This window comes from Roseovarius roseus, assembly GCF_043355935.2.
GTDB classification, from domain to species: domain Bacteria; phylum Pseudomonadota; class Alphaproteobacteria; order Rhodobacterales; family Rhodobacteraceae; genus Roseovarius; species Roseovarius roseus.
In genome coordinates this window covers 41862-57233 of the sequence record NZ_JBHFPE020000010.1, presented here as the reverse complement: position 1 = coordinate 57233, position 15372 = coordinate 41862, and the positions used below count along the sequence as shown (strand labels likewise).

17 protein-coding genes are annotated in these 15372 nt (G+C 64.0%); 7 read left to right on the top strand and 10 right to left on the bottom strand.

Translation table 11 applies throughout. The annotated features are described in order from the left end of the window. Nucleotides 1–20: 20 nt before the first annotated feature. The 4 genes from phnE (ACEWPL_RS14295) to phnD all read right to left on the bottom strand — a co-directional run bounded on the left by phnE (ACEWPL_RS14295) (nucleotide 21) and on the right by phnD (nucleotide 3472). Nucleotides 21–824, bottom strand: coding sequence for a phosphonate ABC transporter, permease protein PhnE (gene phnE, locus ACEWPL_RS14295; protein WP_393932038.1), 804 nt, complete (start codon nucleotides 822–824; stop codon nucleotides 21–23). Further along, nucleotides 821–1627, bottom strand: a complete 807-nt coding sequence (gene phnE, locus ACEWPL_RS14290) for a phosphonate ABC transporter, permease protein PhnE (protein ID WP_393932040.1) — start codon at nucleotides 1625–1627, stop codon at nucleotides 821–823. Before phnE (ACEWPL_RS14290) ends, phnE (ACEWPL_RS14295) begins: the two co-directional genes overlap by 4 nt. After that, nucleotides 1624–2451 (bottom strand): phosphonate ABC transporter ATP-binding protein, encoded by an 828-nt coding sequence (phnC, locus tag ACEWPL_RS14285; RefSeq protein WP_393932042.1) that lies wholly within the window; start codon nucleotides 2449–2451, stop codon nucleotides 1624–1626. Before phnC ends, phnE (ACEWPL_RS14290) begins: the two co-directional genes overlap by 4 nt. Before the next feature lie 64 nt (nucleotides 2452–2515). After that, the gene (phnD, locus tag ACEWPL_RS14280) at nucleotides 2516–3472 is read right to left on the bottom strand and encodes a phosphate/phosphite/phosphonate ABC transporter substrate-binding protein (RefSeq protein WP_393932044.1); all 957 of its coding nucleotides are present in this window, start codon (nucleotides 3470–3472) and stop codon (nucleotides 2516–2518) included. 273 nt (nucleotides 3473–3745) lie between these two features. On the opposite strand from phnD, the gene ACEWPL_RS14275 reads away from it, so the two are divergent. From ACEWPL_RS14275 to ACEWPL_RS14265, 3 genes are read left to right on the top strand one after another with little or no spacing between them, the layout of a single operon-like run. After that, on the top strand, nucleotides 3746–4471 hold the full coding sequence (locus ACEWPL_RS14275) for a phosphatidylserine decarboxylase (RefSeq protein WP_393932046.1): 726 nt from the start codon (nucleotides 3746–3748) through the stop codon (nucleotides 4469–4471). Further along, entirely contained in the window at nucleotides 4468–5241 is a 774-nt protein-coding gene (gene pssA, locus ACEWPL_RS14270; protein ID WP_393932048.1) for a CDP-diacylglycerol--serine O-phosphatidyltransferase, read from the top strand. Before ACEWPL_RS14275 ends, pssA begins: the two co-directional genes overlap by 4 nt. 2 nt (nucleotides 5242–5243) lie before the next feature. After that, on the top strand, nucleotides 5244–5867 hold the full coding sequence (locus tag ACEWPL_RS14265) for a class I SAM-dependent methyltransferase (RefSeq protein WP_393932050.1): 624 nt from the start codon (nucleotides 5244–5246) through the stop codon (nucleotides 5865–5867). Nucleotides 5868–5879: 12 nt separating this feature from the next. Here the strand turns inward: ACEWPL_RS14265 and ACEWPL_RS14260 are convergent, their stop codons facing one another. Together ACEWPL_RS14260 and ACEWPL_RS14255 are read right to left on the bottom strand one after the other, a co-directional pair. Beyond that, on the bottom strand, nucleotides 5880–6266 hold the full coding sequence (locus tag ACEWPL_RS14260; RefSeq protein ID WP_393932052.1) for a response regulator: 387 nt from the start codon (nucleotides 6264–6266) through the stop codon (nucleotides 5880–5882). Nucleotides 6267–6311: 45 nt separating this feature from the next. Beyond that, nucleotides 6312–6506, bottom strand: a complete 195-nt coding sequence (locus tag ACEWPL_RS14255) for a hypothetical protein (protein ID WP_393932054.1) — start codon at nucleotides 6504–6506, stop codon at nucleotides 6312–6314. Between the two features lie 97 nt (nucleotides 6507–6603). Between ACEWPL_RS14255 and ACEWPL_RS14250 the strand changes: the two genes are divergently transcribed. From ACEWPL_RS14250 to ACEWPL_RS14235, 4 genes are read left to right on the top strand one after another with little or no spacing between them, the layout of a single operon-like run. After that, nucleotides 6604–8022: a circularly permuted type 2 ATP-grasp protein gene (locus ACEWPL_RS14250; RefSeq protein ID WP_393932056.1), complete on the top strand. Its 1419-nt coding sequence runs from the start codon at nucleotides 6604–6606 to the stop codon at nucleotides 8020–8022. 1 nt (nucleotide 8023) lies between these two features. After that, complete coding sequence (locus ACEWPL_RS14245; RefSeq protein WP_393932058.1) at nucleotides 8024–8965, top strand: alpha-E domain-containing protein; 942 nt, start codon at nucleotides 8024–8026, stop codon at nucleotides 8963–8965. Continuing rightward, nucleotides 8966–9763, top strand: a complete 798-nt coding sequence (locus ACEWPL_RS14240; protein WP_393932060.1) for a transglutaminase family protein — start codon at nucleotides 8966–8968, stop codon at nucleotides 9761–9763. 34 nt (nucleotides 9764–9797) lie between these two features. Beyond that, nucleotides 9798–10529 (top strand): proteasome-type protease, encoded by a 732-nt coding sequence (locus tag ACEWPL_RS14235; RefSeq protein WP_393932062.1) that lies wholly within the window; start codon nucleotides 9798–9800, stop codon nucleotides 10527–10529. Between the two features lie 6 nt (nucleotides 10530–10535). Here the strand turns inward: ACEWPL_RS14235 and ACEWPL_RS14230 are convergent, their stop codons facing one another. From ACEWPL_RS14230 to ACEWPL_RS14215, 4 genes are all read right to left on the bottom strand, one after another. Continuing rightward, complete coding sequence (locus tag ACEWPL_RS14230; protein ID WP_393932064.1) at nucleotides 10536–11510, bottom strand: serine hydrolase domain-containing protein; 975 nt, start codon at nucleotides 11508–11510, stop codon at nucleotides 10536–10538. A gap of 78 nt (nucleotides 11511–11588) precedes the next feature. Beyond that, nucleotides 11589–13796: a xanthine dehydrogenase family protein molybdopterin-binding subunit gene (locus tag ACEWPL_RS14225; RefSeq protein WP_393932066.1), complete on the bottom strand. Its 2208-nt coding sequence runs from the start codon at nucleotides 13794–13796 to the stop codon at nucleotides 11589–11591. Next, on the bottom strand, nucleotides 13793–14785 hold the full coding sequence (locus ACEWPL_RS14220) for an FAD binding domain-containing protein (RefSeq protein ID WP_393932068.1): 993 nt from the start codon (nucleotides 14783–14785) through the stop codon (nucleotides 13793–13795). Before ACEWPL_RS14220 ends, ACEWPL_RS14225 begins: the two co-directional genes overlap by 4 nt. Beyond that, nucleotides 14782–15288 carry a 2Fe-2S iron-sulfur cluster-binding protein gene (locus ACEWPL_RS14215; protein WP_393932070.1) on the bottom strand — a complete coding sequence of 169 codons (507 nt, stop codon included), beginning with the start codon at nucleotides 15286–15288 and terminating at the stop codon, nucleotides 14782–14784. The genes ACEWPL_RS14220 and ACEWPL_RS14215 overlap by 4 nt, the downstream gene beginning before the upstream one ends. Between the last annotated feature and the right edge of the window lie 84 nt (nucleotides 15289–15372).

Below are 15372 nucleotides of genomic sequence, written 5' to 3'. Positions count from 1 at the left end.
CGTCAATGACCCGCCAATACCTAGATGATCGCCTTGCGCACTTGCGCCGAGATCCATTCGCTGAGGATCACCGTTCCGAGGATCAAAAGCAGGATGACCGTCACCTGATCCCATGCAAGGATCGCCAGAGATGCGTTCATCTTGAGCCCCAGACCGCCCGCGCCGACCAGCCCGAGGATCGTGCTCTCGCGGATATTGATGTCCCAGCGAAAGACCGCAATGCTCCAGAAGGCAGGCAGGATCTGCGGCACGATGCCATAAGTCAGAACCTGCGCCGGTGCCGCGCCGGTGGCGGTGATCGCCTCGATCTGGCGCGGGTCCGTCTCCTCAATGGCCTCATACAGCAGCTTGCCCACGAACCCGATGGAGCGCAGGGCGATGGCGATGATCCCGGCCAGAAGACCCGGCCCGATGATGGCCACCAGAAGCAGGGCCCAGATCAGCGAGTTGATCGAGCGCGACGTCACGATGATGAAAAGCGCGACGGGCCGCAGCACCGTTACCGATGGCGTGGTGTTGCGCGCGGCCAGAAAGGCGATCGGGATGGCCAGGATCACGCCGCCGATCGTGCCCAGCGTCGCGATGTTCAGCGTGTCCCAAAGCGGCACCATCAGCTCGCCGAGATAGCTCCATTTCGGCGGCACCATGCGGCCGCCGATGTCGGCGGCCTGCTGCGGCGCATCCCAGACGAAGGCCCAGATCGTGTCGCGGGCCATGATCTGCCAGCACCAGACGAAGAGCGCGACCAGCGCGAACCAGCCGGTCCAGAGCAGCAGGCGATGCTTGGGCGTGCGGTGGGTCCAGATATCGGAAAGGTCAGTCATTGCAGGAATTTCCGCAGATAGCTGGAGCTGTATTCGGCCACCATGACGATGGCGATGATGATCAGGAGGATCGCGCCCGCACTGTCATATTCATAGCGGTCGATGGCGGTGTTGAGCGTGGCGCCGATCCCGCCCGCGCCGACGATGCCGATCACCGCGCTTTCGCGGAAATTGATATCCAGCCGGTAGAGCGAGAGGCCAATGAGGCGCGGCATGACCTGCGGCTGCACCGCGTAATTCAGCAGTTGCAGCCAGGACGCCCCGGTCGCGCGGATCGCCTCGACCTGCCGCGGGTCCACCTCTTCGATCTCATCGGCCAGCAGTTTGCCGATGAAGCCGATGGTGGCGAAGGACAGGGTGAGAAAGCCCGCGAACGGGCCGAAGCCGAACATGGCCACGAGGAAGATCGCGACGATCAGTTCCTGCAGCGAGCGGCTGACGGCGATGATCGACCGGCAGACCAGGTAGATCGCGCGCGGCACCAAGTTGCGCGAGGCGCCGATGCCGATGGGGATCGAGATCGCCACGCCGACGACGGTCGAGGTCAGCGTCATGGTCAGGCTCTCGATCAGGCCCTGGCTGATATCGCGCCAACGGCTGGAAAAATCAGGCTGCAGGAACCCCATGACGAAACGCTGCCCGCGCTCCATCCCCTCGGACACGCGCGCCCAGTTCACCTCGATCGAGCCGACGGCCAGCACGAGGTAGACCAGCACGGCGATCTGCAAGGCGATGCGCAGGCGGCGGTTTGGAATGATCTGGGCCGGGCGGCGCCATGTGGTCGGATAGGCGGGCGCGCTCATGCGGTCGCCTCGGCCTCGGGGATCGCCGGATGGGGCGCGGCGCTTTCGCCCTCCTCATCCTCGCCCTCGGCAGTCGTGCCGGTCCAATCCTCGGCGCCGTAGATCTGCGTCAGCACCTCCTCGCTCAGCGCATCGGGCGGGCCGTCGAACACCACTGCGCCCGCGCGCAGGCCAACGATCCGCTCCATGAATTGCTGCGCTAGCGGCACGTCATGGATGTTGACGATGGCGGGCAGGTCACGCTCGGCGCAGATTTCGGTCAGAAGGCGCATGATTTGGCGGCTGGTCTTGGGGTCAAGACTGGCCGTCGGCTCGTCCACCAGCAAGAGGTCCGGCCCCTGCATGAGGGCGCGCGCAATTCCCACGCGCTGCCGCTGCCCGCCCGAGAGCGCATCGGCGCGCTTGTCCGCGTGCTGCATCAGGCCGACCCGGTCCAGCAGTTCATACGCGCGGCGGATATCCTGCCCGTCATAGCGGCGCAGCCAGCTGCGCCAGAAGGGCACATAGCCCAGCCGCCCCGACAGGACGTTTTCCATCACGGTCAGACGCTCGACCAGCGCATATTCCTGAAAGATCATGCCGATGCGGCGGCGCTGGCGGCGCAGCTCCGCACGGCTGAGCGCCGCAAGGTTCACATCGCCCAGCCAGACCTCGCCCGAACTCGGCTCGACCAATCGGTTGATGCAGCGGATCAGGGTGGATTTGCCGGCCCCCGACGGGCCGATCAGGCCAACAAGCTGCCCTTTTTCAACCGTCAGCGATACGTCGCTGAGGGCGGTATCGCCCGTCTTGTAGGTTTTGGACAGGCTGTTCAGTCTCAGCATGGGCGCGCCTCCGAAATGCGACAGGCGGGCCACTGCCCGCCTGTCCTTGCTGGTTGAGCCAGAATTACTGGCACGCGTAGGAAACACCGTTGGCGTCATCGATCTTGCGGATCACTTCCCAATCGTCCTTGAAGGTGATCTCGATGAACTGCGCCTCGCCGCTCTTGGCAAATTCCTCTTCCAGACCAGTGCCTTCCCAGTCGAAGCTGAAGAAGGCCTCCTTGATCTTGTCCTGCAGTTCAGGCGTGAGGTTATGGGCAACGCCATATCCCGTCGTCGGGAAGGTCTGCGAGGTATAGAGCGTCTTCAGTTGATCCTCGGTCACCACGTCGCGCTCGATCATGCGGCTCTTGACCGAGTTGGCGATGGCCGCCGCCGGGTAATCCTTGTTGGCGACGCCCAGGATCGAGTTGTCATGCTTGCCCGAGAAGACCGGCTCGAAATCCCTGCCCGCCTCCAGGCCGAAATCGGCCTTGAGGATGGCCGACGGTGCCTTGAAGCCCGAGTTCGATGTCTCGGAGGTGAAGGCCAGCTTGCCGCCCTTGATGTCCTCGATCGCCTCGATACCCGAATCCGGATAGCTGATGATTTCCATCTCGTAGCCGAACGAGCCGTCCTCGGCCGCCATCATGGCGAAGGGGCGGAAACCGCCGCAGGCGACGGCCAACGGGTTGGACCCGGTGTTGAAGCCCGCCACATGCAGACGACCCGCGCGCATTGCCTCGATCTGGGCCGCGTTCGACTGGACCGGGAAGAATTGCACATCCTTGCCGGTCAGCTCGCTCATGTGGTCAAGGAAATCGGACCAGACCTCGGCATAGACGGCAGGGTCCTCGACGGGGGTATAGGCAAAGATCAGGGTCGACGGGTCGATCTGATCCGCGGCCTCCGTGGGGATATCGGCGATCAGGTCGCCATCGGCGTCCGTGTACCGCTCGCTTAGCTGGAATTCGGCGAATGCGGGGGCCGCCATGGCGGCGGCAAGGGCAATGGCCGAGGCGGCATGCGTGAGATAGGTCATTGTTTCTCCAATGTAATAACAACACGTCGACAGCGAGAGCGAGCCAGCGCAATCCTTGCATCCTACCATCAAACCGCCCCTGTGGCGAGGCGGCCCGTGACGGCATGTCCCACTCGTCCCTGAGGCATTTCGATATGCCATGACGCCGCATGTCAACGAAAACGATGGCCACGCAAAGCCCTTGGGTGCTGATTTCATAAAACATTCACAGAGCGCGGACGCGGTAGGCCGCCGCCGCCTGGAAATGCGCTTGCACTCAGATGCAATCAACGTATGAGGGTTGAAGTCGTCGCCGATAGGGATGCCGCCATGAACATGATGAGCACATTCATCAAGCCGATGCACCCCGAAGGCATCAAGTTCGTTTCCATCTTCGGTGCCATCACGGTGGTTCTTTTCCTGATCTCGTCCATTCTGGGGTGGATCGGAGTGGGCCTGACCGTCTGGTGCTACTACTTCTTCCGCGATCCCGAGCGCGTGACGCCGAACCGTCCGGGGCTGATCGTCAGCCCGGCGGATGGCATTGTGTCACTGATCGAGAAGGCCGTCCCCCCCGCCGAGCTGGGCATGGCCGATACGCCCCTGACGCGGGTCAGCGTCTTCATGAACGTCTTCAACTGCCATGTGAACCGCACGCCCATCGCGGGCGAGATCATGGCTGTCGCTTACCGGCCCGGCAAGTTCTTCAACGCCTCGCTGGACAAGGCCAGCGCCGATAACGAACGCAACAGCCTGTGCGTGCGGATGGCGAACGGGCAGGATCTGGCTGTGGTCCAGATCGCCGGGCTGGTTGCGCGGCGGATCGTCTGCTTTGTCAAACCGGGCGCAAGGCTGCAGACGGGCGAGCGGTTCGGCCTGATCCGCTTTGGCTCGCGCGTCGATGTCTACCTGCCCGATGGCGTGCCGCCGCTGGTCAGCATCGGGCAGACCATGGTGGCCGGCGAAACGGTGCTGGCCGAGTTGCCGGCCCTGGACAGCGAACAAGCTGCCGCGACATGAAAGAGACAAACGACAAGTCCTTCAGCGACATTCCGTTGATCCACCTGCTGCCGAACATGCTGACGATCGCGTCCATCTGCGCGGGCCTGTCGGCGATCCGGTTCGGTGTGCATGGTGATTACGTGCTGGCCGTGAAGCTGATCATCGCCGCCTGCATTCTGGACGGGCTGGACGGGCGCATCGCGCGCCTGTTGCGCAGCGACAGCAAGATGGGCGCCGAGCTGGATTCGCTGGCCGACTTCCTCAATTTCGGCGTCGCGCCGCCGCTGATCATCTATTACTGGGCCCTTCAGGACATGCGCAGCGCCGCGTGGATCGCAGTCATGGTCTTTGCGATCTGCTGCGCCATGCGTCTGGCGCGGTTCAACGTCGCCACCAAGGCCGAGGCCGAGACGGGCATTGCCACCTCAAGCGCCTATTTCAGCGGCGTGCCCTCACCGGCGGCGGCGCTGCTGGCCCTGCTGCCGATGTCGATCTCCTTCGCTTTTGCCGACTCGCCGATTTTGCCCGATATCGTCATCTGCGCGCATCTGTTGCTGGTGGGATGGCTGATGATCAGCCGCATCCCGACATGGTCCTTCAAGAAAACCCGTGTGTCGCGCAAATACGCCAAGTTCTACCTCGTGGGCTTTGCCATCATCGGGGCGGCGCTGCTGACCTATGCGTGGATCACGCTGGTCGTGCTCTGCCTAGCCTATGTCGGGTCCGTCCTATGGTGTGTCGCCAAGACGCGCCCCCTCCAACGCCCGAATACAAACGAGGACTCCTGATCATGGACATTAATGCCGTCGAGACATCCTACGCCCGCTGGGCGCCGGTCTATGACAAGACATTCGGGGCCGTGACCAATATGGGCCGCCGGCGCGCGGTCGAGTACATCAACACCCTCACCGGATCGCTGCTGGAGGTCGGGGTGGGCACCGGCCTCTCGCTGCCGCATTACAAGCCGCATCTGAAGGTGACCGGCATCGATTTCAGCGGTCAGATGCTGGCCAAGGCGCAGGCGCGGGTGCAGCGCATGGGCCTGTCGAATGACGTGACCCTTCGCCAGATGGACGCGCGCGAGCTGGACTTTCCCGATGATAGTTTCGATACCGTGGCGGCGATGCACGTCCTCTCGGTCGTGCCCGAGCCCGAGCGCGTCATGGCCGAGGTTGCCCGCGTGCTGAAACCCGGTGGCCGTGTGGTCATCACCAACCATTTCGTGCGCACCGAAGGCATCCTGGCCTTTCTCGAGCGCATCTCGGCGCCCTTTGCCAACATCCTTGGCTGGCATTCCGATTTCGAGATCGAGACCATCCTGCAAGAACAGGTCCTGTCGGTCGACATGCAAAAGTCTCTGCCGCCTTTCGGGATGATGACCTTTCTGGTCCTGACCAAGACACAATCCGCCTGAGAAAGCCCGCCGCTAGGCGCGCGGATGCTCGGCAAGTTCGGTCACCGTCTTGACGATCTCCTTGGTCGGATAGGGTTTGGCAAAGAAGAGCGCGCCGTCGGGCAGCTGCGCCCGGTCGATAGCGACGATGCCCGAGGCGATGATGATATCGATCTTCGGCCACTGGCTATGGACATGGGCGGCCAGTTTCAGCCCGTCCATCGAGCCGGGCATGTCGACGTCGGTAAAGAGGATGCCGATATCCTCCTCGCGCTGCAGCGTCAGCAAGGCGGCGTCGGCCGATTTGGCCCCATAGACGCGAAATCCTGCATCCTCGATCCTGTCGATCGCCTCCATGCGGATCAGGGGCTCGTCCTCGACGACGAGAACGGCGGGAAGGGATGTGGTGTCTCGCGTCATGGGTGACTCTATTCAACTGGCTTAAAGGTGTCTGCCCCCGCCCGGTCAGGCCGCCAGGCCCGGAACCGGCGTTTCGAGGTTGAAGAGCAAACCGCGCGGATCGTAGTCGAGTTCCGCCGCTTCGTTGAAATACCCCGCAAGCGCCTGTTTCAATCCGGTGCGTATGTCGGGGCCGGTAATCGCGAGGCGGCCCTGCCCGCGCCCGGCTGGATTGTTATAAAAACAGGCAAAAGCCGCCAAATCGCCTGTTATTTAAGCACATCGACGCGAGGGATGCGCAATTGGCATCCGGCACGTTGCCACGCCACCGCACCCACAGCATCATCAAGGCATGGGAATGAGTCCTTTGCACTTCAGCGAAATGCACGCCGCCGGCAGCCCGCGGCGGCCCTACCAGATCTATGACCAATGGTTCGCCGGGCAGAACAACGAACGGCTGGCCAAGAAGTCGCGCGAGGCCGAGGCGTTCTTTCGCCGGACCGGCATCACCTTCAACGTCTATGGCGCGACCGACGCAGAAGAGCGGCTGATCCCCTTCGATCTGGTGCCGCGCATCCTGTCGGGCCGCGAATGGACCAAGCTCTCCAAGGGGATCGAGCAGCGGATCTACGCGATCAATGCGTTCCTGCACGACATCTACAACCAGCAGGAAATCCTGCGCGCCGGGATCATACCCATCGAACTCATCGCCGAGAATGACGCGTTTCTGCCGCAGATGATGGATTTCAGCCCGCCGGGCGGCGTCTATACACATATCGTCGGCACAGATATCGTTCGCACCGGGGAGGACGATTTCTTCGTGCTCGAGGACAACGCGCGCACGCCCTCGGGGGTCAGCTACATGCTGGAAAACCGCGAGACGATGCTGCAGATGTTCCCCGAGCTGTTCAGCAGTATCAAGGTCCAGCCGGTCAGCGATTACCCCAAGAACCTGCGCCGCTCGCTCGAGGCCTGCGCGCCAGGATCGTGCAGCCGGCGGCCCTGTGTCGTTATCCTGACGCCCGGCATCCACAACTCGGCCTATTTCGAGCATAGTTTCCTGGCCGACCAGATGGGGGTTGAACTGGTCGAGGGGCATGATTTGCGGGTGGTGGACGGGCATATCACCATGCGCACCACCAAGGGATACAAGAAGATCGACGTGATCTATCGCCGCGTCGATGACGAATACCTTGATCCGCTGACCTTCAATCCCGTCTCCGTGCTGGGCGTGCCGGGCATCATGGATGTCTACCGCGCGGGCAATATCACCATCGCCAACGCGCCCGGCACGGGCGTGGCCGATGACAAGGCGGTCTACAGCTACCTGCCCGATATCGTCCGCTTTTACACTGGCGAGCCGGCCATCCTGAAAAATGTCGAGACCTATCGCTGCTCCGAGCCGGACAGCCTGCAATACGTGCTCGACAACCTCGCCGATCTGGTGGTCAAGGAAGTGCACGGATCGGGCGGCTACGGCATGCTGGTCGGCCCCGCCGCCAGTAAGCAGGAATTGGCGGATTTCGCCGCCAAGCTGCGCGCGCGGCCGCACAATTACATCGCGCAGCCCACCCTTGCCCTGTCGACCGTGCCGATCTTTACCGAAGCCGGACTGGCGCCGCGCCATGTCGATCTGCGCCCCTTCGCGCTGGTCTCGCCCAAGGGGATAAACATCACGCCGGGCGGGCTGACCCGCGTCGCGCTGCAGGAAGGCTCGCTGGTCGTCAACTCCAGTCAGGGCGGCGGCACCAAGGATACCTGGGTTCTGGAAGACTGATATGCTGGGAAAAACCGCAGGGGGCCTCTACTGGATGTTCCGCTCGCTGGAGCGGGCGGAGAATACCGCGCGTCTGATCGAGGCGGGGTTCCGCATCGCGCTGACTCGCTCGACCAATGCCGAGGATGAGTGGCGATCTGTCATCACGACGCTGGCGGCGCAGCATGCGTATGAGGCCACGAATGACGGCTATACCAGCGCGCAGGTGGTAAACTTCCTGCTGCGCGACACGGCCAATCCCAGCTCGGTCCTGTCGATCATCAAATCGGCCCGCGACAATGCCCGCATGGTCCGCACCGCCCTCACGACCGAGGTGTGGTCGGCGGTGAACGAGACATGGATGCTGTTCACCGACGTGCTGAAGGAGCCGATCGACGAGACCGAACTGCCCGCCGTTCTGGCCACCATCCGCCAGCAATCGGGGCTGGTGCGCGGCGCGCTTTACGGCACGATGCTGCGCAACGATATCTACAGTTTCTGCCGCCTCGGCACCTTCATCGAGCGGATGGACAACACCGCGCGCATCATCGACGTCAAGTATTACTCACTGCTGCCGTCGCCCGCCTTCGTCGGCAGCCGGCTGGACAATATTCAGTGGGAGACGATCCTGCGCTCGGTCTCGGCGCACCGGTCCTTTCGCTGGGCGGTCGAGGATGATTTCACCGCCCCCGCCATCGCGGAATTCCTGATCCTCGATCGCCGCATGCCCAGATCGCTGTTCTTTTGTGCGGGGCAGATCGTGCAGAGCTTGGGACATCTGGCCGAGGAATACGGCACGCGCGCGGGCGCACATGACATGGCAGACACCCTTCACGCGCGGCTAGCGGACCGCGACATCAACGCGATCTTCGACGAAGGTCTGCATGAATTCGTCAGCGGCCTTCTGGGCAGCACGGCTTGCCTCGCCCGGCAGGTCGAACAGGATTACAGGTTCGTCGGATAAATGGAACTTAGCATCACCCATGTAACCGAATATGCCTACAGCGCACCGGTCGATTACGCGCTGCAAAAGGTGCGGCTGCGGCCCCTGCCCTCGCCGCTGCAGGCGGTGCCGGACTGGTCGGTCGACGTGACGGGCGGCAAGATCGAGGCAAGCTACCGCGACCATTACGGCAACCATGTCGATCTGGTCAGCATCACCCCCGGCGCCGAGGTGCTGAATATCCGCGCCAGCGGCCACGTCTCGACCCTGCGCGACAGCGGCATTCTTGGCCCCGTCTATGGGCGCGCGCCGCTCTGGCATTTCCGGCAACCGACAGTGATGACCACCGCGGGCGACGCGATCAAGGCGCTGCCGCGGATTTCGGGGGATCCCGGCACGCAGCTGGGCGAGCTGCATGACCTCTCGGGCGCGATCATCGAGGCACTGCCCTACGAATCCGGGCGCACCGCCGTCGACACGCCCGCCGAGGAGGCGCTGCAGGGCAGTCACGGCGTCTGCCAGGATCACGCGCAGATCTTCGTCTCGGCCGTGCGGCTCTCGGGGCTGCCCGCGCGCTATGTCAGCGGCTATCTGATGATCAACGAACAGGTCGCGCAGGACGCCACCCATGCCTGGGCCGAGGTCTGCATCGACGGTCTGGGATGGGTCGGCTTCGATATCTCGAACGGGGTGTCGCCGGATGAGAAATACGTCCGCATCGCCGTGGGCCGCGATGCGCGCGACGCCGCCCCCATCGAAGGGCTGCGCATGGGCTCGGCAGATGAAACTTTGATGGTCAATCTGCAGGTTCAGCAGTAGACACCCGCGAGGGAATCCTTTCAGGCGAAATGACATGACGTATTGCGTGGGTATGCGGATCGACCGGGGGCTGGTGTTCATGTCAGACACGCGCACAAGCGCGGGCGTCGACAATTTCGCCGTCAGCAAGAAAATGTTCTCGTGGCAGGTGCCCGGCGAGCGAGCCATCACGATCATGACCGCCGGCAACCTCGCGACGACGCAATCGCTAATCAGCCTGCTCGAAGAGCGGTCCGTTTCGGAAGAGGACCGCGATCCCAGCATCCTGCGCCAGCCCACGATGTTCCAGGTCGCGCGTCTGGTTGGCGAGACGCTGCGCGAGGTCATCAAAGGCGTGTCGGGACCCGATCAGATGTCGAACGACCAGTTCAGTGCGTCGATCATCCTGGGCGGCCAGATCAAGGGCGGCAAGCCGACGATCTTCCTGATCTACCCCGAAGGCAATTTCATCGAGATCAGCGACGACACGCCGTTCTTCCAGATTGGCGAGACAAAGTATGGCAAGCCCATTCTCGTGCGGGTCTATGACCGCGAGATGGATTTCGCCGATGCTATCAAGCTGCTGCTGATCTCGTTCGATTCCACGGTCAAGGCGAACCTCTCGGTCGGATTGCCCTTCGATCTGCAGGTCTACGAGACCGACTCCTTCAGCCTTGAGCGGACCAAGCGCATCAAGGCAGATGATGCCATCTACCAGACCATTTCGACCGGATGGGGCGATGCGCTGCGCGACGCATTCCAGATATTGCCCAGCTACAGCGTCTGATCGCCGCTAGGCTGCCGTCAGAATCGGGCCATTTAGCAGGCGCATCAGCTCGCCGAAATACCCTTCGGAGCGGGCGGGCTGCGCCGGGTCCGACGTGATGGCGACGGCCAGGTTCTTGCCGCGGTGCGCCGCGATGATCTGGCCGCCATAGCCGCGCGCGAGGGCGTAGCCCGATGGCGTCAGGAACCAGCCATAGCCATAGGACAGCCCCGACCAGGGCGAGCGCGTCCGGGGCTGGAGCGACGCCTCGATCCACGAGCGCGGGATGACCTGCTCGCCCGCAAAGCGGCCCCCATCGCGCAGCATGACCGCGATGTCCAGCATGGCGGTCGGCCGCAGCGCCATTTCGTTGCCACCGAGGTAATAGCCCTGCGGATCGCGCGTCCAGGCGGGGATTTCAATGCCCATCGGATCGCCCAGACGGCTGCGGGCCTGCGCAAGCAGGCTCTGTCCCGTCGCCTCGGCCAATGCGGCCCCCAGAATATGGGTCGTGCCGGTGGAATAGAGCATCCTGCCGCCCGGCTCGGCCACCATCGGGCGGCTCAGCGCATCCGCCAGCCAGTTGGACGAGCTGACCCATGCGCCGTAATTCGGCCCTGACGTGCGCTCAAGCCCGGCGCGCAGGCTCACCAGATCCTTCATCGTGATATCTGCCGCGCCGGGTGTCGCACCGTGCGGCAGAATACCGGGGGCCAGATTGCCCAGCGTCGCCTCGACTCCCGGCACATCGCCCCGCGCGATCGCGGCCCCCAGCAGGAGGGCGACAATGCTTTTCGAGCAGGATTTGATGTTGGCAAGACTGTCCAGTCCGGACCCGCGCGGCGCCTTGGCAAAGAGAGTCTCGCCTCCGCGCCGCACCTGCAGCGAGTGAAGCTGAGGAAGCGCCTCGACAGCCGCGTCCAGATCGCTGCCTTGAGCGCGAACGATTCCCGGCAGGGCAAGCGCCGTGGCGGCAAGGCAAATTGTGCGGCGCGTGATCATAAAAGGACGATGCGCGGGCGGCTCGCCCCTGTCCAGCGCGCCGCGCTCACATGTGCGTTGGCCGAGGCTTGCACGCGCTCAGCCAAGATCGGGCAGCCCGTCCAGCACCTTGTCGAGCGTTGCCGGATAATCGCGCACCCGCATGCCGGTGGCATTGTAAATCGCATTCAAAACTGCGCCGGCAGCACCGCAAAAGCCCAGCTCGCCGATCCCCTTGGACTGGATCGGGCAGGCCCAGTCATCACGCTCGTCCAGCAGGATCACGTCCAACTGCGGCACGTCCAGATTAACCGGCAGGTGGTATTCGGCCAGATCGTGATTGACGATATGGCCGTCGCGCGGATCGTGAACCATCTCCTCGGTTAAGGCCATTCCGATGCCCCAGACCATGCCGCCATAGCATTGCGACGTGGCGGTCTTCTCGTTCAGGATGCGGCCCGCGCCGAAGGCCCCTGTCATGCGGCGCACGCGCGTCTCGCCGGTCACGGCATTGACGGCAACCTCGCAGAAATAGGCGCCATAAGAGGCCTGACTGACATCGCTACCCGCCTCGCCCGGCTTGACGGTGCCCTCGGCGGACAACGCGCCATCGGACAGGATCTCGGTCAGGTCGCGGCGCACATTCCCTGCGACCGCTTCGCCATCGCGGATATCGAGATCGGCGTCTCGCACGCCCAGCGTCTTGCAGATTTCGGCACGAACAGCTTCGCAGGCCAGAAACACGGCCGAGCCGACCGAGGATGCCCCCCAGGAGCCGCCCGAGCCCGAGCCCTTGGGATGCTGCGAGTCGCCCAGATTGGCCGTCACCTGCGACATCGGCAGGCCCAGCATTTCGCCCGCGACCTGGCTGAGGATGGCGTAGGTGCCGGTGCCGATATCGGTCATGTCCGTCTCGACCGTGGCATGGGCCAGGCCGTCCTCGCCCAGCGACAGGGTCACCCGCGCCGAGGCATCGCCGATCATGTTGACCCGGCTGGCCCCGGCCATGCCATGCCCGATCAGCCATTCGCCCTCGCGCAGCCCGCCGGGCGTGCGGTTTCGTTTGTCCCAGCCAAAGGCCTTGGCGCCCGCATCCATCGCCTCTGCATATTTGCGCGAGGAATATGGGATATCCTTCTCGGGATGCCGCTCGGGCAGGTTGCGCTTGCGCAGATCGACCGGGTCCATACCCAGCTTCTCAGCCATCTCGTCCATCGCGTTCTCCAGCGTGGGCATGCCGACAGCCTCGCCGGGGGCGCGGACCGATCCAGCGCAGGTTCGGCTCAATCGCGCAATGTCGATGGCCAGCTTGCGGTTCTCGGCGGCATACAGGAAATGGGTCGACTGGGTGACAGGCTCGGAAAACGCCTCGCCCTCAAGGTTCGATACGCGCGCCTCGTGCCCGAGGCCGGTCAGCTTGCCATCCGCATCGGCGGCAAGACGCAGCCGCTGCGTGGTCTCGGACCGGCGCATCGTTGCCTCAAAAACCTGCGGCCGGGTCAGGGCGACGACCACGGGCCGGCCCAGTTCCTTGGCTGCGATGGCCGCACCGACCGCTTCGGGCGCAAGGCCCAGTTTCGAGCCGAACCCGCCCCCGACATAGGGCGAGCGCATGTGGACGTGGCTGACATCAATGCCCAGCGCATCGGCCAACTCGTTCACGTTGAAGTTCAGCATCTGGTAGCTGCCATAGAGCGTCAGATCGTCGCCGCTCCAACACGCGGCCGAGCAATGCGGCTCCATCGCCGCACTGTTATGGCAAGGGGTGGTATAGGTGGCATCGACGCTGGCATGGGCCGATTGCATCGCGGCCTCCAGATCGCCCTGCGAGAAGTCCTCGCCCTCTTCGGTCTCGGCCTCTGCGGGGTCGAATACGCCCTCGGCCGCATCCCATGTCATCTTGAGGTTCTGCGCGCCATGCCGAGCGGCCTCGAACGTCTCGGCGACGACCAGCGCAACGGGCTGACCCATATAGTGCACATCGCGTGGCCCCTGCACGGGCGCCTCGTTCGCGGTGCCCTGCGCCGGATTCCGCAGCAGGCGCTCATCGGTAATGACGCCCAACACGCCCGCCATTTCCTCGACCGGGCCGGTCTCGAAGGACGTGATCGTGCCCCGCGGAAACGGCGCGCCGACGAAAACGCCATAGGCGGTGCCGGCAAGGTTCCATTCATGCGCATAGGTCGCGGTGCCGGTCACCTTGCGCGGGCCGTCGGGCCGGTCAAGCGGCTTGCCGACCAGACCCTGCACCATATCGTCCAGCCGCCGCTTGGTTGCCGGTGCGTCCATCGTGACTGTCTTGTTCATGCTGTCTCTCCCGCAGCGCATACTTCGCGCAGAACCGCCTTCAGCGTCCTGCGTGTAAGGGGGATCTTGAAATCATTGCCACCATGGCCCTTGGCGTCCTTCAGGAGAACATCCGCAGCCTCGGCAAAAAGCGCGTCCGACGCGACCTCGCCCCGCAGCACGTTCTCGACCGCGCCGTCGCGCCAAGGCATGTGCGCCACGCCGCCGAAGCTGAGCGCGATATCGGTGATCCGGCCGCCCTCCATCTGCGCGACCGCCGCCACTGTGACGAGCGCGAAGGCGTAGGAGGCCCGGTCGCGCACCTTGCGGTAAGCATGCCGCGCGCCACTCATGGGCGCGGGCAGGATCACCGCGGTGATCAGATCGCCTGGCTCCAGAGTGTTGTCCTTGTCAGGCCGGTCCCCCGGCAGGCGATAGAAATCCTGCAACGGCACGGTGCGCACAGCGCCGCCCTGCCCCTCGATCTCGACCTCGGCGCCCAGCGCGCGCATGGCGACGGCCATGTCGCTGGGATGCGTGGCAATGCAGGACGGGCTGGCGCCGAGGATGGCGTGGATGCGGTTAAACCCCTCCATCGCCTGACAGCCCGAGCCCGGCTCGCGCTTGTTGCAGGGCATGTCGGTATCGTAGAAATAATAGCAGCGTGTCCGCTGGCAGAGGTTTCCGCCCGTTGTCGCCTTGTTGCGGAGCTGCCCCGAGGCACCGGCCAGCAAGGCGCGCGACAGGACGGCATAGTCACGGCGCACATCCGCATGCGCGGCAAGATCGCTGTTTGTGACCAGCGCGCCGATGCGCAGCCCGCCCGCGTCCGTCTGCGTCACTTGCTTCAGGTCCAGCCGGTTGATGTCGATCAGCCGGTCCGGCGCCATCACCTCCAGCTTCATCAGGTCCAGCAGGTTGGTGCCGCCCGCGATGATCGTGGCACCCTGCGCAGCCGCCTTTGAGGCGCCCGCGGTGTCGGTGGCGCGGTCATAGTCGAAAGGCTTCATGTTTTTTCTCCGGCGATCTCGGCAATGGCGGCGACGATGTTGGGATAGGCGGCGCAGCGGCAGATATTGCCGCTCATCCGTTCCGATATCTCCTCGGCGGTCAGGCGCACCTGCGCGTCCAGATCCTCCGAGACGTTGCTCGGCCAGCCGGCCTTGATCTCCTCCAGCATCGCCGTGGCCGAGCAGATCTGGCCGGGGGTGCAATAGCCGCATTGGTAGCCGTCATGGCGCACGAAGGCGTCTTGCATATCGGACATGCCATCCGGCGTGCCCAAGCCTTCGATCGTGGTGATCTCATCCCCGTCATGCATGCAGGCGAGAGTTAGGCAGCTATTGATGCGGCGTCCGTTGACGATGACGGTGCAGGCCCCGCATTGGCCGTGGTCGCACCCCTTTTTCGAGCCGGTGAGGCCCAGATGATTGCGCAGCGCATCAAGCAGCGTGGTGCGCGTATCTGCGTCGAGGTCATGGGAGATGCCGTTGATCTTGAGTTCGGTTTTCATGGTGCCATCCTGCTGGGTCCGGTCATGCCTGCGGCCAAGCAGCAGGCGCGGTGCCGCGCGTAGGGCGACGCTGGCTTAACCCGG